This is a genomic window from Cohnella cholangitidis (assembly GCF_014107495.1).
Classification (GTDB): Bacteria; Bacillota; Bacilli; order Paenibacillales; family Paenibacillaceae; genus Cohnella; species Cohnella cholangitidis.
The window spans coordinates 2997501-3016448 of sequence record NZ_CP041969.1 but is presented as its reverse complement, the minus strand read 5'-3'; the positions used below and the strand labels follow the sequence as shown (position 1 = coordinate 3016448).

Genomic DNA, 18948 nt, shown 5'->3' with positions numbered 1-18948 from the left:
ATTCGTCTATAACCCTTCCCGCTTCAACTGCTCCAGCGCGGCTAGAAACTCTGCGCGCGTAATCCGGAACATGAGGCACCTTTTGTAAAATTGCTTGCCGTTCGCGTATCCGATTCCTAACAGCTCTCCCATTCGCTCTCTGCGGCTCGCTGAAGACGCGTGCACGATGAGGCCCGCCTCGAGCAGATCGCTCCAATCGATCTCCCCAAGCTCCCCGGAATCGGTCTCCGGGCTTCGAACGGCCTCCAACGCTCTGCGGATAGCCTCGTCCGACGCGTGCTCAACCCCGATTCCCCTGCGGCCTCTAGCCTCGTTCTTCGTCAGGAAAGCATGCTTGCAGCCTGGCACCCGCTCCGTCACGATCTTGCGAATCCGTTCACCCGGAGCATCGGGATCCGTTAGCACGATAACCCCGCGACGCTCCTGCGCAAGCTCTATGCGTCTAAGCACGTCTTCGCCGATCGCGGATCCGCCCGTCTCGATCGTATCGGCTCCTACGGCTCTATGGACAGCCGTTGTATCGTCTTTCCCTTCAACGACAATCATTTCTCGAATCATAACATTTCATTCCGCCTTTACGCAGCCATTCCTACAAGCGTATACGAGTTTACGGAAGACAGCAAGTACATCGCTCTTATTATCCCTTCCGGATTTAAAACAACGAACGGGAAGAAGCCCGTAAGCCTCTTCCCGATTCCAAACTCTATTCAAACGCGATGCAACTGTTTCGATTAATCCAACGACGGCTTTTTCGGTCCGATTACGTATACCGTGTAACCGCGTTTCAACCCGAACTTATTGGCATGCGATTCGCTATCGTAATAAACGTCGATTTTCTTGCCTTTGACCGCGCTGCCCGTATCTTCGGCTCTTCTGAATCCGATGCCGTCGATATAGACCCACCAGCCGATCGGGATCACTTTGGGATCAACCGCAATCGTACGTCCTTCTTGAACGGTAGTACCCGATGCCGTTATCCCGTAACCGGAATCTCCCTTGGATTTACCCGTAGAAGCAAATCCCGCGGAATAAGCGGTCAGCGTCACATTGTTGAGCATTCGTTTAACTTTAACGGATTGTCCGTTCAGTTTCACGACTTTCGCTTCGGCGGCAGATGGCGGTCCGCTATACGTGAGTATAGCCACTTCGGCCTTCTTCTTCGTGCCGATCGCCACGACTTGCTGTACGGCAGGCCGAGCAACGGTTTTCTCGATCATTTCCTGGCTGACTAGCTTGCCATCCTCGTACACACGCTCGGTTTTGAATACGACCAGACCTTCCTTGCCCGCGGTGACGACTTTTTGCTTGCCGGTTTCCAGCTTATCGTTGTCTTGCTTCACGACCTTATAGGCGATCGGGTACTTGGTCTCTGTGACTTCTTTACGCACCCTGACGACCGCTACTGTCATTCCCTCTTTCAAGGGACTGTCGATTGCCGGAGTAATCCGGTCATGCTCGGACAGTTTGATGTCTAACGAACTTATGACTCCCCCAACCGTATCTTCGGTCGTATACGTAACTTCCTTTTGGCCGTCCGCCTTAACCGTTACTCCTACCGCCCGATCAATGACGAGCTGGCTGCCCTCTTCAAGAGAATCGGTAGGCTGTAGCGAAAGACGATCGTGCGGCCCTACGTGAATGCCCTGTTCTTCGAGAAAACCGAGTACGTTCGAAGATTGGGTTTCGAGAACGGAAGCGACTCCGTTATCGATAATCGTGATGTTCTTTGTGGCTGCTTTTTGCAACAACGACACGAACATGATGGTGATGGCAAAAACGAGAATTGCGCCTAGTAGAGCTGCGCGCAAATGCTCATGCTTCCATCGCAGTGCGAAAAGCTTGCCGGTCGGTCGTGGAACATGGGTTTCCTCAGTAGGAATAATGCCCATATCTCGCTCCTCCTTCATAGCCCCGCCGTCGACTGTGATGCATGATACTTGTCAGACGCGACTAATCCAAAATGGTTAACGACGCTTTATTGCCAGCCCGTATCTGTATTTCGGCTGTCATTTTCAAACGCCGCCTTGTCCAGTTCGTGTACCCTTTCGCAAGGTGTACAAGCTCTCACAGCTCTTTTTTTCAACACAAAAAGCCATCGAGACAGAGGACCTGTTCGTGGCTTCCGCATGTAGTAGAATGTAAGGAATTAATCGCGGCACGAGGTTGACCTCTCTCTATCACGCTTGCGGGGTTAGCTGTCGGATTCGGGCGAAAGAGAGTTGCCCTATTTGCTCCTGTCAGGTCGAGTTACTCAGATAGAGCCTCGTCCCTAACGCTTGCAAAATTCACCCCAAGATTGCTCGGACCGCGTGGCACGTTCGTCATGCATAAACGTCACTGCGTTGGGTCCCCCACTCTCCCACTCGGGAGATTAAGCGCACTGGAAAAGGAATGTCATATTCGAACTTCTGTTGATGATAATAACCTCTACTCGCCAAAGGTGTAAAGATGATGCATCGGACGAATTTCCTCATTTTCACGGAAATTAACCATTACTTAAGGATTATTCCGATCAAAAGCCAGTTTTTTCTTCAAACGAAGGCGTTTTACTCCCTTATTATCCGTTTATCTCGTTAAGCTCAAACAGCGACGCCCATTTTTGCTTGTAATATCTGACAATTCTTCAAGTGAAATTCCTTTTATTTCCGCTGCCGTCTCGGCGACTAGACGAACATAAGCCGACTCGTTCCGTTGCCCTCGATGGGGGTGCGGAGCTAAATACGGAGCATCGGTTTCGAGCAAAATTCGATCCAACGGAACCTGTGCCATGACCTCTTTCGGTACCCTTGCGTTCTTGAACGTAACCGGGCCTCCGAAACTGATATAGAAGTTCATATCCAAGCATTTTTTGGCCGTTTCGGGACTTCCGGAGAAGCAGTGCATAATGCCGCCGACTTCTTCCGCCTTCTCTTCTTTCAGAATTTTAACAATATCCTCATGAGCATCGCGATTATGAATTACGATCGGCTTGTTCAGACGTCTAGCCAAACGGATCTGCTCGCGAAATACGGTATGTTGAATATCCTTCGGGGAAGTATCCCAATAGTAATCCAGGCCGATCTCTCCGATAGCAACGACTTTAGGATGGTTGCATAACCGTTCGATCCAAGCCAGATCCTCTTCCAATCTCATATCTATCGCATCGGTCGGATGCCAGCCGACGGCAGCGTAGATAAAGGGATATTTTTCGGCCAGCGCCATCGTTGTCGGAATCGTCTCCCGGTTAAAGCCGATATTCACGATCGTGTCGATTCCCGCCTCAAGCGCGCGAGATATGACCTCTTCGCGGTCGTTGTCGAACTTAGGAGAATCCAGGTGCGCATGGGTGTCGATAAGCATGTCGGATCATGTCCCCTTCTTAAATGTAGTTCAAAAATCATCTTTTAATCACGAAGTTCGCTTTAACATTCTTCTATTATATAGATAGCTTTTTGCGGGTCTCGGCACTGAGCCGATGAGCGTGAGGAAGCACCATGTCTTCCGGATAATAAATGTAGTATTTCCCGCGATGCAAACCGGCTATAGACTGAATAATATCCGATTTAACGGAAATCTCCGTCAATCGCTCTTGTTCGTCCAGCAGCAGAATGGGAGGCTTCTCCTTAGCATCCGGCAATACCCCCGGTTTATACACATCGTACGGCGAGTCCATCGTCGTATCGACTTCCATATGATACTCCGGATGAAGTCCGATTTGCAGCCATTCTTGTCGGACTTCATCCAACCAAGCGTTATCCTCAGAGCTTAATGGAGCGTATTTATAGAGCTGCCTGTTCAGGAACCGTCGACACAAATCCGACAGCAGCCCGTCCCGCTCCTCCGACCATTGTCCGAAGGTAGTCTGCGCCATTGCTTCATCCAGCTTTATGTACTGCTCGAGAGAAATCGTACCTTCAAGAAGCGCACTGATCGGAGGCAACATAAAAGCGAATTCGTAACCTGTCCGGTATAGCTCGCTTGCCCTGCGGAAAATTTGCCGTAATACGATATCCGAGCTTCGGGTAACCGGGTGGAAATAAATTTGCCAATACATTTGGTAACGGGACATGAGGTAATCTTCAACCGCATGCATTCCGCTCTCTTTCACCACGATCTTCCCTTGATAAGGACGCAACACGCGTAGAATACGGTCCAGATCGAAGGTGCCGTAGTTAACTCCCGTAAAATAGGCATCCCGAAGCAAATAATCCATCCGATCCGCATCAAGCTGGCTCGAAACCAGGCTGACGACGATCGGTTTCTCGTATTTCTTGCGAATGACCGAAGCTACCTGGGCAGGGAATTGCGGATCGACTTCGCGCAGAACCCGATTGATTCCGGTATCCCCGAGAATGATCTCGCAGGTCCATTGCTCATGGTCCGTATCGAAAATTTGTTCTATCGCATGCGAAAAAGGACCATGTCCGACATCATGCAACAAAGAAGCGCACAGACTGACCAATTTTTCCTCTTGCGGCCAGTCCGAGTATCCATTACGCTCAAATTGAGAGATAATTTTCCTTGTAATTTCATATACACCCAAGGAATGGGAAAAACGGCTATGCTCTGCTCCATGAAAAGTGAGATAGGAGGTGCCTAGTTGGCGTATTCTTCTAAGTCGCTGAAATTCCGGCGTGTTAATGAGCTTCCAGATTGTTAGATCCTGAACGTAGATGGAATGATGGACGGGATCCTTAAAAACCTTCTCCTCTAGCAACTTCGTGAGCATAATCATCACCTCATAATTTGTCAGTTTTCGACATAACCCCTAAATATATATCGTATTTTGTCGAATGTTGTCGAATATCGTCTTCCTATTTGTCGTTGTTTTGCAAGCGCACTCATTGTTCTTGAAATTGCCTTATTTAATAGGATTCTCAGGAAATTCTCAGGAATATCAGGACTTCAAACCTAGCAATACAGGTTGACTTTTTTGGGAATGGTTGGTACGATAGAAAACGGAAAATAGAGAACTTTGTCGAATGTTGGCGAACACGGACAGGATTATCCTTGTAAGTCCGTTTGTTTTTATTTTAACCTTATGAGAGGGGTATTACCAAATGATGAAATCTACAGGTATCGTGCGGAAAGTTGATGAATTGGGCCGGGTGGTTATTCCGATCGAATTGCGCCGTACGCTAGGCATCGGAGAGAAAGACGCCCTTGAGATCTACGTAGACGGAGAGCGCATCATGCTTAAGAAATACGAACCTGCTTGCATCTTCTGCGGCAATGCGGAGAACGTGACCTACTTCAAAGGAAAAATTGTTTGCAGAGAATGTTTGAAGGATTTACCTTCACCTGTGACAAATTAGAGAAAATAGTTTATAATAAAAACTGTATTCTAATAATTGTTAATTCCAACCTTTTTAATACTCCTTGCACCCCTCCCGAGCTCGCTCTCGGGAGGCTTTTTTTTGCCTGCGGTCATCCTCTTATTCGTCGCTTGCTTCCAGCAACGCCTGATAGACGTCACGCCTCGATAATCCGCGATCCGCAGCCGCCGATTTCATAGCTTCCTTGCGTTTAAGCTGCTGGGACTCGTAATGCGCGACATGCTCTGCCAGAGTTAACGATTCCCACCATTGTCCTTGGTTGGCTTCTCGCGAACCGGCTCTTCCCTCTTCGTCCGATTTTGTTCCTTCTATTATAAGGCAGCACTCTCCAAGCGGAGGAACCTGCTCGACATGCTCCAAGCAAGCAGCCACCGTTCCGCGGACCACTTCCTCGTGCCGCTTCGTTAACTCCCTCACGATAGCCATTCTGCGCCCGCTCCACCGTTCCCCGATCACGGCCAACGTTTTTTTCAATCTGTGCGGGGATTCATAAAACAGCAATGTTCCGGTCTCTCCCGACAAGCCGTCGAGGATCTTGTTTAGGCCCTTGCGGTCTCGCGGCGGAAATCCGACGAACAGAAAACGATCCGTAGGGAGTCCGGATATGATGAGACCCGATAACGCGGCATTCGCTCCGGGAATCGGTACGACCGGGATGCCTTCCGCTACCGCGTCCCGTACGAGATCGGCGCCGGGATCGGATATTGCGGGAATGCCGGCATCGCTTACCAATGCGATGCTCTGTCCTTCCTGCAACAGGCGGATGAGCTCCGGGCCGCTTGCCTCGCGATTATGTTCATGATAACTGACCAGCCTGTTCTGGATTTCGTAATGCGTCAGCAGCTTACGGGTCTGCCTGGTATCTTCCGCCGCGATAAGCCGTACTTCCTTCAGCGTACGGATGGCCCGAAACGTCATATCCTCCAGGTTACCGATCGGAGTCGCGACCAAATATAACGTTCCGGGAATCTCGCGCCCGGCGAAGCTGCGTTGAACGATTGCTTTCTCGGAGCTGATCCCCTTTTCTTTGTTGTCATCGCTCATTCCCCTACCCCCTCCCCATCATTCTTAGATCTGGACAATGGCGTTCTTCCGTTCTGTCTTTTGAAATCCGGTAACTCCGCAGCTTGTCCGTAAAATACGGCGAGCAATTCAGGGGTATACTCCCCATCCTCTTCATATACGATCAGCGGCGGCAGGAGACGCGCTTCCGGTCGGCCATCTCGCGTTGCTTCTATTAAGATCATGTTCGCTTCCGCTTCCTTACGGGGATGAACGAAACGAATCCGTTTCGGCTCAAGCCGATATCGACGCATTAGGTCAATAATGTCGACCATTCGGCTTGGGCGATGCACCATAGCGACGCGTCCCCCGATTCGAACCGACTTGGCGCATGCCGCGATTACGTCTTCCAGCTTGCAGCCGATCTCGTGGCGCGCCATCGCTTGGTGAATATTCTCTTTATAATCGCCGCTTTGAAGCGGAAGGTATGGCGGATTGACCGTAACGGCATCGTATAGCTCTCCGTCCGGTTTCCATTCGCGCAAGTCGCCTTCCACGATACTTATTTTATCGGATAACCCGTTAAGAGCTACGCTTCTTCGCGCCATATCGGCCAACCGCGGCTGAATTTCCACTCCGTCGATCTTGGCGTCGGTTCGCGTCGCGAGCAACATCGGGATCACGCCGTTACCCGTGCATAGATCGAGAATGCGTCCTCTCGGAGGCACTCCGGCAAACCTTGCCAGTAACACGGCGTCCAGCGAGAAACTGAATACTTCCGGGCTTTGGATAATTTTCAAGTTATGGGTAAGAAGATCGTCAAGCCGTTCCCCGGCTTGCAAAGACGGTTCGATCTCTCTCATCGGATTCGATTCCATTCCACAGGCACCTTCCAGCAAAAAAAATGGCTCACGCCCCTTAGCTTACTTGATTCCTTGGCCTATCGCAATGTTTCGCGTTTTGGACCTCGATAGGATGGTCTGTTATAACGGACTGAAAATGAAAAAAACAACGTACCTCTCGGTACGTTGCTCTATTCGTAAGGTTATTTACTTAAAAAAGATAAACAGAACAAGCAATCGCCTTCCATTCGCAAATGGCCGTAGTACACATTGCAAATATGAAAGCCTTCATGATACAGACGGGCTAGGTTATCATAGCCTTCGCCGACGCCCATAACCGCTGGCGGTTTGTCTCCCTTGACGGCAGCCGGTTCTTCCGCCACTTCTTGGGTCACGGCGACGGGTTCTGTTTCCCGCTTGAGTACTTTTCTTAACTGCTGATTTTCGATTCTAAGCCGTTGGTTTTCCTCCAGCAGCTCTTTAATCTTCAGCTTGAGATTCCCGAAGTCGGCATGTACGTTTCCTAAATGCGATTCGAGTTCTTCCACGCGAAGGAAAATGTCTTTCATGAACAACGATCCACCTCAAGGCACGATTATGTCGATGCAGAACGACTGTTGCAATGATGCTTCATCACGTTCAGTCATCACGCACGCGGCTGTTATTTCAAGACGACATCGTCAAATGGCAACTCTTTCACTTTACCTAGGTCGAACAACTGAACGTGCACGCTACGACTACCAAGATTAATTCCGACGACTTTACCTTCGCCCATGGAGGTGATTACCGTCCGTCCTACCGCAGGCAATTCTTCCTTGGCGCTTTCATAATTGTCGTGCTCGTATTTCAAGCAACACATTAAGCGGCCGCACAAGCCCGATATCTTCGTTGGATTAAGCGATAAGTTCTGATCCTTCGCCATCTTGATGGAGACCGGTTCGAAATCGCCTAGCCATGAAGAACAACAGAGCACGCGCCCGCAAGGTCCAATACCACCGAGCATCTTAGCTTCATCGCGCACGCCGATCTGCCGCAATTCAATGCGGGTCCGGAATACGCCGGCCAAATCTTTGACCAGTTCCCGGAAGTCGACGCGCCCTTCGGCCGTAAAATAGAAGATGATCTTATTCCGGTCAAACGTGTATTCCACGTCCACGAGCTTCATCTTAAGCGCGTGATCCTTGATTTTCTGCAGTCCAACGGTAAACGCGTTCTTAGCTGCACTGCGGTTTTCCTCGACCGCCTTCGCATCGGGATCGCCCGCTACTCGAATGACTTTCTTCAAGGGAAGAACGACATCCGCTTCTCCTACCGTCTTCGGGCCGACGACGACTTTACCGTACTCGACTCCACGTGCCGTCTCCACGATGACATGCTGATCTTTGGACACCGGATGCTCGGCGGGATCGAAATAATAGATTTTGCCCGCTTTCTTGAAGCGGACTCCCACCACATCGTACAAATCTACCCCTCCCGCACGTTCACCAGAAATTGCTCCAGCGCCAATTGAGGCGCTACGTGAGCCTTTATTCTTCTTGCCGCCGTCAATGCGGATTCCATCACCGTAACCCAAGATTGGATAGATCGGCTCCAGGCCGTCTTAGAGATCCATTCCACCTGGTCCGGAAACACCATCTGGTTCTGACGGTCGGTCATTGCGTAAATCATATCTCTATACCACAAAGCTAACAACTGTAGCAAAGTTTCAACATGTTCCGAGAGATCCGTTTTAAAAACCTGCGTCTGCGCTTGCAGCAGGCTCGCAGTGAACCGGGCCGGATTCTCCTTGCCTAATTGTATCACTACGTTTCGGATATCTGCAAACCAATTCTCTTCTAGCAATTTTCTGCTGGCATTCAACCCGGATGCAAGATTCACCGCAGCGCGTGCCAGAAGCGGAGATTTGCCTTCTTGCACAAGAGCCTTTTCCAACGCTTCCCGGTCGCCGGGCACGAAGGATACCAGCTGCGTACGCGATAATATCGTCGGCAATACCGCTTGGGCACTAGGCGTTAACAAGATCGCAACGACGGGAGAAGGAGGTTCCTCCAGAAACTTAAGCAAGCTATTGCCGGCCTGAACGGTCATCGTCTCCGCGCCTTCGATAATATAAACCTTGTATCCCGCTCCAACGCTGCGATAAGACAACTCCCGCTGCAACGTCCGGATCTGCTCGATCTTCACCGTCGCCCCATCCGGGCTAATGACATGAAGATCGGGATGATTGCCGTGCAGTACTTTGCGGCATTCCAGGCATTCTCCGCAAGGATCATTTCCGCCTTGTACGCAGAACAGGGCTTGAGCGAATACGTTCGCCATCTCCCTGCGGCCCGATCCGGCCGGTCCAGCGAACAAATATGCGTGCGCGATTCTACTGGAAGCCAGCGCGTTCTGCAGAAGAGCCTTCGCCCTTTCTTGTCCCGATATGTGTTGAAACCCCATGATGGTACTCCTTACGTCATGCTTAGAATACGATGTTAATCAGAATCCCGCGGATTTCGCCGACCTTATGAAGAAGATCGATTCTGCCTTCTTCGCTTTGCAGCAGCTCTTCACCCATCGCAACGAGCATCGCGTCGACTTCTTCCAACAACTTATATCGTTTGCCGCGACCTCTGCGGTCCCAGCCTTTCGTTTCCTTCAACGCAATTCCGCGGCGAACCGTGTCTTCCAGGAATGCCTTTACCATTTGTCGGTACAGTACGAGCTCCCGGACGGTCATCGATCGGGTTAAGCGCTCGCCTTGCATGCGAATGTCTTCCAGCTTCCGCTGAAGCTCCTCGTGCGTGCGCTGCTCTTCTTGTTGCTGCATCATATCGCCGAAGTTCTGAGCCTGCGTCGGCCTTGCCGTCATCTCACCGCGCTGTACCGTTTTGTTAACGGGATAGAAGCCTGTCTGGATTTTCATCCTTAATCACCGCCCGGCTACATTAGAAATGTTCAAACCTCTCAACCGGAAGCACGAATACGGCCGCTCCGCCCACTTGTACTTCGACCGGGAACGGGATATAGGAATCCGCGGCTCCGCTTACCGGCGATACCGGCGTGACAAGCTGATCCCGTACTTTGCAATTCGCCCGAATGACATCCAACGCGCTTTGAATCCGGTCGTCCTCGATCCCGATCAGGAAAGTCGTATTGCCCGCGCGCAGGAATCCGCCGGTACTGGCCAGCTTGGTCGCCCGGAATCCTTCCTTGATCAGAGCGTTGGATAACCGGTTGCTATCCTTATCTTGAATGACGGCTATCAGTAATTTCATCGTTCAGGCCTCCTCTAAGTTCTTGAATAGGGGTCTGTAGCTACATTTATACTTTATTATATAAATTGGACATGCGTGCGCGGAAATCCTCTTTTTTGGGTTATTGTACGCTAAGCAACTTTCTTACGTGCACCCATGCCTGATCGACGATTTCATTCGGATTGCCCGAAGCATCCAGCTTTCGGATCCTGTCAGGGAACCTTTTCAACACTTCCAGATACCCTTCCCGTACCTTCTTATGAAAAGACAAGTTCTCCAGATCGAGCCGGTTCACCTCGCGATGAGCATTCGCTTCGATGCGAGATAGGCCTAACTCGGGATCAAGATCGAGATACAACGTCAGGTGCGGCATGCAATCTTCCGTGGCAAACCGGTTAATCTCCCATACTTTGTCGATCCCGAGTCCTCTCGCATAGCCTTGATAAGCAAGGCTGCTGTCGACGAAACGGTCGCAGATAATGATTTTATCGTTGTTCAATGCCGGCATTACGATTTCAACGAGATGTTGGCGTCGGGCCGCAGCGTACAACAGAGCTTCGGTCCTGGCTTCCATCTTCGTGTTCTTCGTATCTAATATCACCTTGCGGACCGACTCCGCGATCGGAACGCCGCCCGGTTCCCGGGTACTATGCGTTTTCCGTTTCGTTTCCGTATAGATTTTTTCGGACAATCTGGAGATGAGCGTCGTCTTCCCTGCTCCCTCTCCGCCTTCTATCGTAATGAACAGTCCGCCCGACACCCGACTTTCCCCTTTCAACTATCCCCTATATCCGATTTCTCCGTTCAACGAGCCTAATGAGCCCATAGACCGCGCCTACAAGCACGCTTATTACCATCATATCAAAGCAGACATTAAACATAAACAAATGCTTGCCCAAATCCGCTTCGCCGTCGCCGATTAACGGCACGATACATGAAAAAACGCCCGCCAAAGCCACGACCGCCAACGTTTCAAGCGCTAGCCGAAGTTTTCTTGATCGGTTGCGCCACCATACGATGCCTAACGCTGCGTAATACGCGGAGATCAGGCCGATGTACCATCCCGCGCTGCGAGGCATTTGATGATCCTTCCACTGGCTCCATGCGCTGAACGAATAAGTGATCTCCTTTGGAGCTTTGCCCGCGGATTGATCGTAATTGCCCAGGTAATAAGGCCGAATATACATGGCGTTCTCCGCGGCCCTATCCAGTTTCTGCATGAGCCTCGACGGATGGCGCAAATAATACATGGCAATATCCTTATGGCTCAGTTTCTCCAACACCTCTTGCCGCAAGACGGGGTCTTTCTGCGGGATGGCCGTATCCTTCTGAAAATAATTCGTTCCCGCCAGCACCGCGTATTTCTCGGGGATGCCGAGTTCCTCCATATCCCTTGCCACGTTAGGCGAATCCTTCAGCACTCCGAAGAAGATGGACTGATATAAGTTCGTGTTCTTCAGTCTGTCCGGCGCGACGAGGATCATTACCGCAGACCCCAATACGAGCACGGCAACACCCGTCCATACTTGTTTACGCCACATCGAATCCGACCGTAGACCGATCATTCTCCAAGCAAGCAGCGCAAAAACAAGTCCCAACGGCGCGTTTTGAATTTTCGAAGTGGCGACCGCTAACGCAGCTACTATGAATAAGGCCAGAAGCTTTCCCGTAGGTTTTGGAGAAGATGCTAAGGCGATCGCTGACGCGACCATTAGCAAAGTGGCGATAAGAGCATACGGTTCTCCGAAGAACGACTGAAAATAAGCTAGGTATCCGATATCGGCAAAAACGAACAGCAAGCTCAGCGATAATACGACCGACACAATCAAGGTATTTCTTCTGTTCGCGGCTTCCGGCGCATTCCTCACGAGCAAAGCAACAGCCCCTACGAAAAAGACCGAATAGGTCAGACCGAGTATGCGGATGTCGAAAACTTCGCCATTCACCACTCTCCCGATCAATCCCGCGATCGCGACTAGAATAACATGAGTCGAGACGTAGCCGCCCAATGTATAACCGCCATAACCGTATTGCTGATGCGCATAATTAAAATACAACTGTTCGTACGTCTGTTGCGGGTTCAGCACGGATAACCCCGTTACCCCTAACACTCGGCCAAAATCACCGCTATCCGCTAATCCGATCACGGGGGGGACCATGAGGAGTCCGATAATTAGAACGCTCGTCGTGATTCCCATTACCCACGCGACGATTTTTCGAATCTCGCGATTGGAATTCGTTTTAATCATCTTTCACCTCTGCTCTATCATCGGCATCCGCCCGAACTTGAATCCAATTCAGTTCAGGATCGCGCACGCCTTGAATTTGCGCCCCTTCGTGTTTCCACAGCTTCAATTGTTTGATGATTTCTTCCGTTATCGTTTCACCGGGATAGAGTACGGGGATGCCCGGCGGATAAGGAATAACCCATTCTGCTGCGGTTAATCCGACGCAATGATCGATTGCCGCGGATTTCGAGGGAACAAGTTCTCGTCCGAATAAAACAGGCTTAGGCAATGTTTCGTCCATCTTGGTTGGGGTAATCTTCGTAAGAGGTTCAGCGGCCATCTCTGCTTTCGCCAAATGATCAGCAATATCCGACAGTGCTTTGTTCAAGCTAATGCCGTCTTCGATCGCGGATCCCGTCCCGAATGCCATCACGGCATAACGTGCATCCGCCATCTCCGCTACGCAATTCCTCTTCAGCAACTCGTCTCTTAGCTCAAATCCGCTTAGTCTTGCGGTTTCATCGAATAGAACGAGCTTTAACGGATCGTACTTGATGCGCTCGTTCGCATATTCTCCATAGCCCAGCGCTCTAAACGGCGTTGTCTCTATTCCGTCAACCGCAAGCGATACGGCTTCCATTGCCGCAAGAAAAGCTTGTTCACCTTGCATTTGAAGCTGTCTGCGGGCTAAATCCAATGACGCCATGATCGGAAAAGACGGGCTGGAGCTCTGTACCATCGTTAAAGTATGTCTTATCGCCGCTCTTTGGATACGCTCTCCTTGCATATGAAGCATTGCTCCCATCGTCATCGAAGAAAGCATCTTATGCGTCGATTGAACGACGAGATCCGCTCCGGCCCGCAATGCCGAATCCGGAAAGCTTGGGTGAAATCCGAAATGCGCCCCATGCGCTTCGTCAATAAGAACGGGAACGCCATATTGATGAACTACGTCGACAAGGGGCTTCAGATCAGGACTCATCCCATAATAATTAGGCGCGGATAAGATGACGGCTTTTGCATCGCGGTGCTGTTCAAGCGCTGCTTGCAATAGCCGCTTGCCCGGAACGGTCGCCAATCCGGAAGTTTCGTCAATATCAGGGGGCAACAATAACGCTTTAGCTCCTGCGAGCATTAAACCATGAATAATCGATTTATGTACGTTCCTTTGTACGAGCACTAAATCTCCCGGATGGCAAACGCCAATGATCATCGCAAGATTACCCGCCGTGCTCCCTCCGACAAGGAACCTCGTTTCTTCCGCTCCGTAACATTCAGCCGCTAGCTTTTGGGCTTCCACTATAGGTCCTTCCGGATGGTGCAAGTCATCCGTATCCGACAGCTCTGTTACGTCTAGGGCTAAGAGCGCGCTGTAATAGGAAGCGGACAACGTATCTCCCCATTCCGCGCGTTGTTTGTGACCCGGCACATGAAACGCATGCGCCCGCAGCTGGTCGTGAGCAACTAACGCTTCGTACAGCGGCGCCCTGTCTTTTCCTTGCAACAACCGAATTCCTCCCCTTGTACCCATATCCCCTCATTATAGACAAATACAAAAAAAGGAACAACGATCGAGTCGCTGATCCTCTTTAGTCCTAAAAGACATATTTGTTCAATTAAGCGTGAAACCTCACCGTAAGCTGTTTCAACTGTTTGACGAAAAAGGGATATTTCTCGTCATCCGCGTTCGTATTTACCATCTCTGTTTCGCATGACGTACAGATGAATTCCGTAACAACAGTGATGCCTTCCTCTTTGGACTCGCCGCAAACGATGCAGGTTTTTCGTTCGTTCTCTTCCATGAACCTCCCTGCCCTTCCCTATTGTTGCATCTATTATGTCCGTATTCTATGAAAATATACGCATTCATAGTAAGAAATCTATACTAAACATAACAATAAGATCATTATCATCCGATAGTAATGAACAGAATACGTTTTTTGTTCAAGGAGGATCGGTAAGGTTGGGAGAACCATCAACGATGCGCGATGCAACCTTTTATAATTATAAGCTCATTCGTAAAATAGGACTACGTCCCGAAAGCAAGTATAGTTACATGTCTACCGCGCTGCTCGTGTTAACCGCGCTTTATTTTATTTACGATTGGCCCGGTTTGGTCTATTCGGCCGTCGGGGCGATTCTCATGCTCATCGTTCATGCCCTAGTGTTGCGGATAACCATTCGCCGCGTAGACAAGCTGTCCGAGAAAAGATGGACCTTCAGAAAGGATTGGCCTTGGATTGGCCCGCTGCCCATCATGGATACCCAGCTTTCGTTGTTCCGCCGACTGCACTTCCACCTGTTTCTCGTCGGATGCTGCGTTGCGGGACTCTTCTATCCGTGGGCGCATTCCTCGCTTGTTATCGCGATGGTCTATTGGCACCTCTGGTTGCTGACGCCGCGTCTCAAACTGCTTTTATCGTTGCGTCGCGAACGCGGAGACGGAGTCGTTCGATTGGAATCGAAAGAAGTTTCTTATTACCACCAGTAACTTGGATGTCATAGCGTTATTCGATGAGCAGGTTCCTGCTTGAGGAATAACGCTATTTTCAAGTAACAATGAGTAATGCAATTTCCATATGAAACGAGAAAAAGCACCTGTTAGGGTGCTTTCTTCATTCTCCGGCCTGGCAACGTCCTACTCTCCCAGGACCCTGCGGTCCAAGTACCATTGGCGCTGGAGGGCTTAACGGTCGTGTTCGGGATGGGTACGCGTGGAACCCCTCCGCCATTGTTACCAGACCGGATCTTAAACTCAAGGCTTACACCTTGAAAACTGGATGCGAAACAAAGCATGTAGGAAGAAGGTGAGTGTATCATTGCCTTACTATGTCATTCGTTTAGGATAAGCCCTCGACCGATTAGTACTCGTCAGCTCCACACGTTGCCGCGCTTCCACCCCGAGCCTATCAACCTGGTGTTCTTCCAGGGGTCTTACGAATTGGGAAATCTCATCTTGAGGCAGGCTTCGCGCTTAGATGCTTTCAGCGCTTATCCCTTCCGCACTTGGCTACCCAGCGGTGCTCCTGGCGGAACAACTGGTACACCAGCGGTGCGTCCATCCCGGTCCTCTCGTACTAAGGACAGCCCCTCTCAAATTTCCTACGCCCGCGACAGATAGGGACCGAACTGTCTCACGACGTTCTGAACCCAGCTCGCGTACCGCTTTAATGGGCGAACAGCCCAACCCTTGGGACCTACTTCAGCCCCAGGATGCGATGAGCCGACATCGAGGTGCCAAACCTCCCCGTCGATGTGGACTCTTGGGGGAGATAAGCCTGTTATCCCCAGGGTAGCTTTTATCCGTTGAGCGATGGCCCTTCCATTCGGTACCACCGGATCACTAAGTCCGACTTTCGTCCCTGCTCGACTTGTAGGTCTCGCAGTCAAGCTCCCTTATGCCTTTGCACTCTGCGCGCGATTTCCAACCGCGCTGAGGGAACCTTAGAGCGCCTCCGTTACTTTTTAGGAGGCGACCGCCCCAGTCAAACTGTCCGCCTGACACGGTCCTCCTACCCGGTAAGGGTAGTGAGTTAGAACTCCGATACGATCAGGGTGGTATCCCAACGGCGCCTCCACAGAAGCTTGCGCTCCTGCTTCATAGGCTCCCACCTATCCTGTACAGACCGTACCAAAGTTCAATATCAAGCTACAGTAAAGCTCCATGGGGTCTTTCCGTCACGTCGCGGGTAACCTGCATCTTCACAGGTACTAAAATTTCACCGGATCTCTCGTTGAGACAGCGCCCAAGTCGTTACGCCATTCGTGCGGGTCAGAATTTACCTGACAAGGAATTTCGCTACCTTAGGACCGTTATAGTTACGGCCGCCGTTTACTGGGGCTTCAATTCATAGCTTCGGGTTGCCCCTAACCACTCCTCTTAACCTTCCAGCACCGGGCAGGCGTCAGCCCGTATACTTCGCCTTGCGGCTTCGCACAGACCTGTGTTTTTGCTAAACAGTCGCTTGGGCCTCTTCACTGCGGCCCCCTCGTGCTATTCACACTACCGGGGCACCCCTTCTCCCGAAGTTACGGGGTCATTTTGCCGAGTTCCTTAACGAGAGTTCTTCCGCGCGCCTTAGAATTCTCATCTCGCCCACCTGTGTCGGTTTACGGTACGGGCACCTTCTCCTGGCTAGAGGCTTTTCTTGGCAGCGTGGGTACATGACCTTCGGTACTATGATTTTCCCTCCCCATCACAGCTTGAGGTTACAGTGTGCGGATTTGCCTACACACACCTCTCACTGCTTGGACGAGCATATCCATCAGCTCGCGTCGTTCCCCTCCTGCGTCCCCCCATCGCTCATAACGGATTACGGTGGTACAGGAATTTCAACCTGTTGTCCATCGACTACGCCTTTCGGCCTCGCCTTAGGTCCCGACTTACCCTGGGCGGACGAACCTACCCCAGGAACCCTTAGGCTTTCGGCGGACAGGATTCTCACCTGTCTTTTCGTTACTCATACCGGCATTCTCACTTGAATGCAGTCCACCAGTCCTTCCGGTCTGACTTCAACCCGCATTCAACGCTCCCCTACCCAAGTACCCTAAGGTACATGCCATAGCTTCGGTGGTGTGTTTAGCCCCGTTACATTTTCGGCGCAGAGTCACTCGACCAGTGAGCTATTACGCACTCTTTAAATGGTGGCTGCTTCTAAGCCAACATCCTGGTTGTCTTCGCAACTCCACATCCTTTCCCACTTAACACACACTTGGGGACCTTAGCTGATGATCTGGGCTCTTTCCCTCTTGACGACGGATCTTAGCACTCGCCGTCTGACTCCCGAGTATACATACATGGCATTCGGAGTTTGACTGGACTTGGTAACCCTTGGCGGGCCCCGCACCCAATCAGTGCTCTACCTCCATGATGCTTCACCTCGAGGCTAGCCCTAAAGCTATTTCGGGGAGAACCAGCTATCTCCGAGTTCGATTGGAATTTCTCCCCTACCCCCACGTCATCCCAGAGCTTTTCAACGCTCACGAGTTCGGGCCTCCAGTGAGTGTTACCTCACCTTCACCCTGCACAGGGGTAGATCACACGGTTTCGGGTCTACGACCACGTACTTATTCGCCCTATTCAGACTCGGTTTCCCTTCGGCTCCGCCTCATCAGCTTAACCTTGCACGTGAACGTAACTCGCCGGTTCATTCTACAAAAGGCACGCCATCACCCCTAGATCGGGCTCTGACTTCTTGTAAGCGCACGGTTTCAGGTTCTTTTTCACTCCGCTCCCGCGGTGCTTTTCACCTTTCCCTCACGGTACTGCTTCACTATCGGTCGCCAGGTAGTATTTAGCCTTGGCAGATGGTCCTGCCGGATTCCCACGGGGTTTCTCGTGTCCCGCGGTACTCGGGATCCGTCTCGGAGAGAGAAGACTTTCGGCTACAGGGTTGTTACCTTCTGTGACGGGCCTTTCCAGACCTCTTCGCCTAACCTTCTCTTTTTTTACTCCATGTGAGACGTCCCACAACCCCAAGGAGCAAGCTCCTTGGTTTGGGCTTCTCCGCTTTCGCTCGCCGCTACTGACGGAATCACTATTGTTTTCTGTTCCTCAGGGTACTTAGATGTTTCAGTTCCCCTGGTGTGCCTCCAACGAGCTATGTATTCACTCGAGGGTAACTATCCATTACGATAGCTGGGTTTCCCCATTCGGAAATCTCCGGATCAAAGCTCACTTACAGCTCCCCGAAGCATATCGCTGTTCGTCGCGTCCTTCATCGGCTCCTGGCGCCTAGGCATCCTCCGTGCGCACTTATTAGCTTAACCACATTGCGATCCGTTAACGTTAGCCAAAGGCTAATGTTCGGTCGTCAATGACGTTTTTGACACTAGTAAGGCAGAGATGATACTCTTCTTCTTTCGCGCTTTGTTTCGCTATCCAGTTTTCAAGGTACAAGTTGTCGATGATGGTTAGTCATCGGAAAGTCTCATGGTGGAGACTAGCGGGATCGAACCGCTGACCCCCTGCGTGCAAGGCAGGTGCTCTCCCAGCTGAGCTAAGTCCCCATGGGTAGTATTTAATTAAGAACAAGATGGTTGGCCTTAGTGGACTCGAACCACCGACCTCACCCTTATCAGGGGTGCGCTCTAACCAGCTGAGCTAAAGGCCAATATGTGCGCCCGATGCTGCTGGGCCTTATCGCCTTTCCTACCCTGTAGACAAGGATAAGAAAAGCCCGGCTTGGCGACGTCCTACTCTCCCAGGACCCTGCGGTCCAAGTACCATTGGCGCTGGAGGGCTTAACGGTCGTGTTCGGGATGGGTACGCGTGGAACCCCTCCGCCGTTGCCACCAAACCGGCATTTCTTGTGAAAGAGTT

At 51.1% G+C, this 18948-nt stretch carries 17 protein-coding genes, 2 tRNA genes, 3 rRNA genes and 1 riboswitch; of the genes, 2 read left to right on the top strand and 20 right to left on the bottom strand.

The window, feature by feature from the left end; all coding sequences use genetic code 11:
* Positions 1-6: 6 nt before the first annotated feature.
* From rnmV to FPL14_RS14250, 4 genes are all read right to left on the bottom strand, one after another.
* Positions 7-558 carry a ribonuclease M5 gene (gene rnmV / locus FPL14_RS14265; protein WP_182303615.1) on the bottom strand — a complete coding sequence of 184 codons (552 nt, stop codon included), beginning with the start codon at positions 556-558 and terminating at the stop codon, positions 7-9.
* Between the two features lie 173 nt (positions 559-731).
* The gene (locus FPL14_RS14260; protein WP_182303614.1) at positions 732-1889 is read right to left on the bottom strand and encodes a resuscitation-promoting factor; all 1158 of its coding nucleotides are present in this window, start codon (positions 1887-1889) and stop codon (positions 732-734) included.
* A 276-nt stretch (positions 1890-2165) separates the two neighbouring features.
* Positions 2166-2388: riboswitch (cyclic di-AMP (ydaO/yuaA leader) on the bottom strand.
* Positions 2389-2565: 177 nt separating this feature from the next.
* A complete protein-coding gene (locus FPL14_RS14255; RefSeq protein ID WP_182303613.1) occupies positions 2566-3339 on the bottom strand; it encodes a TatD family hydrolase in 774 nt (257 codons plus the stop codon).
* A gap of 76 nt (positions 3340-3415) precedes the next feature.
* On the bottom strand, positions 3416-4708 hold the full coding sequence (locus FPL14_RS14250) for an HD domain-containing protein (RefSeq protein WP_182303612.1): 1293 nt from the start codon (positions 4706-4708) through the stop codon (positions 3416-3418).
* A 331-nt stretch (positions 4709-5039) separates the two neighbouring features.
* Between FPL14_RS14250 and FPL14_RS14245 the strand changes: the two genes are divergently transcribed.
* Positions 5040-5294 (top strand): AbrB/MazE/SpoVT family DNA-binding domain-containing protein, encoded by a 255-nt coding sequence (locus FPL14_RS14245; protein ID WP_027086730.1) that lies wholly within the window; start codon positions 5040-5042, stop codon positions 5292-5294.
* A gap of 120 nt (positions 5295-5414) precedes the next feature.
* Here the strand turns inward: FPL14_RS14245 and rsmI are convergent, their stop codons facing one another.
* The 11 genes from rsmI to FPL14_RS14190 form a co-directional block, all read right to left on the bottom strand.
* Positions 5415-6359 carry a 16S rRNA (cytidine(1402)-2'-O)-methyltransferase gene (gene rsmI, locus FPL14_RS14240; RefSeq protein ID WP_182303611.1) on the bottom strand — a complete coding sequence of 315 codons (945 nt, stop codon included), beginning with the start codon at positions 6357-6359 and terminating at the stop codon, positions 5415-5417.
* Positions 6356-7195, bottom strand: coding sequence for a tRNA1(Val) (adenine(37)-N6)-methyltransferase (locus FPL14_RS14235; RefSeq protein WP_182303610.1), 840 nt, complete (start codon positions 7193-7195; stop codon positions 6356-6358). Before FPL14_RS14235 ends, rsmI begins: the two co-directional genes overlap by 4 nt.
* A 167-nt stretch (positions 7196-7362) precedes the next feature.
* Positions 7363-7728, bottom strand: coding sequence for an initiation-control protein YabA (locus FPL14_RS14230; protein WP_407644653.1), 366 nt, complete (start codon positions 7726-7728; stop codon positions 7363-7365).
* Between the two features lie 92 nt (positions 7729-7820).
* Positions 7821-8621 (bottom strand): PSP1 domain-containing protein, encoded by an 801-nt coding sequence (locus FPL14_RS14225; protein ID WP_182303608.1) that lies wholly within the window; start codon positions 8619-8621, stop codon positions 7821-7823.
* 2 nt (positions 8622-8623) lie between these two features.
* Positions 8624-9601, bottom strand: coding sequence for a DNA polymerase III subunit delta' (gene holB / locus FPL14_RS14220; protein WP_182303607.1), 978 nt, complete (start codon positions 9599-9601; stop codon positions 8624-8626).
* A gap of 22 nt (positions 9602-9623) precedes the next feature.
* Positions 9624-10067: a YaaR family protein gene (locus FPL14_RS14215; RefSeq protein ID WP_182303606.1), complete on the bottom strand. Its 444-nt coding sequence runs from the start codon at positions 10065-10067 to the stop codon at positions 9624-9626.
* Between the two features lie 22 nt (positions 10068-10089).
* Positions 10090-10419: a cyclic-di-AMP receptor gene (locus FPL14_RS14210; protein ID WP_115995932.1), complete on the bottom strand. Its 330-nt coding sequence runs from the start codon at positions 10417-10419 to the stop codon at positions 10090-10092.
* Between the two features lie 100 nt (positions 10420-10519).
* Positions 10520-11158, bottom strand: coding sequence for a dTMP kinase (gene tmk, locus FPL14_RS14205; protein WP_182303605.1), 639 nt, complete (start codon positions 11156-11158; stop codon positions 10520-10522).
* A gap of 25 nt (positions 11159-11183) precedes the next feature.
* Positions 11184-12647: a glycan biosynthesis hexose transferase WsfD gene (gene wsfD, locus FPL14_RS14200; protein WP_182303604.1), complete on the bottom strand. Its 1464-nt coding sequence runs from the start codon at positions 12645-12647 to the stop codon at positions 11184-11186.
* Positions 12640-14133, bottom strand: coding sequence for an aminotransferase class I/II-fold pyridoxal phosphate-dependent enzyme (locus tag FPL14_RS14195; RefSeq protein WP_182303603.1), 1494 nt, complete (start codon positions 14131-14133; stop codon positions 12640-12642). Before FPL14_RS14195 ends, wsfD begins: the two co-directional genes overlap by 8 nt.
* A gap of 109 nt (positions 14134-14242) precedes the next feature.
* The gene (locus FPL14_RS14190; RefSeq protein ID WP_182303602.1) at positions 14243-14428 is read right to left on the bottom strand and encodes a sigma factor G inhibitor Gin; all 186 of its coding nucleotides are present in this window, start codon (positions 14426-14428) and stop codon (positions 14243-14245) included.
* Between the two features lie 161 nt (positions 14429-14589).
* On the opposite strand from FPL14_RS14190, the gene FPL14_RS14185 reads away from it, so the two are divergent.
* Positions 14590-15117: a transposase gene (locus FPL14_RS14185; RefSeq protein ID WP_182303601.1), complete on the top strand. Its 528-nt coding sequence runs from the start codon at positions 14590-14592 to the stop codon at positions 15115-15117.
* A gap of 134 nt (positions 15118-15251) precedes the next feature.
* Here FPL14_RS14185 and rrf (FPL14_RS14180) read toward each other — a convergent pair.
* The 5 genes from rrf (FPL14_RS14180) to rrf (FPL14_RS14160) all read right to left on the bottom strand — a co-directional run bounded on the left by rrf (FPL14_RS14180) (position 15252) and on the right by rrf (FPL14_RS14160) (position 18925).
* Positions 15252-15368: ribosomal RNA gene (gene rrf / locus FPL14_RS14180) — 5S ribosomal RNA — on the bottom strand.
* 99 nt (positions 15369-15467) lie between these two features.
* Positions 15468-18395: ribosomal RNA gene (locus FPL14_RS14175) — 23S ribosomal RNA — on the bottom strand.
* Positions 18396-18559: 164 nt separating this feature from the next.
* A tRNA-Ala gene (locus FPL14_RS14170) sits at positions 18560-18635 on the bottom strand.
* Between the two features lie 27 nt (positions 18636-18662).
* Positions 18663-18739 (bottom strand) — tRNA-Ile (locus FPL14_RS14165).
* A gap of 69 nt (positions 18740-18808) precedes the next feature.
* Positions 18809-18925: ribosomal RNA gene (gene rrf / locus FPL14_RS14160) — 5S ribosomal RNA — on the bottom strand.
* Positions 18926-18948 lie beyond the last annotated feature (23 nt).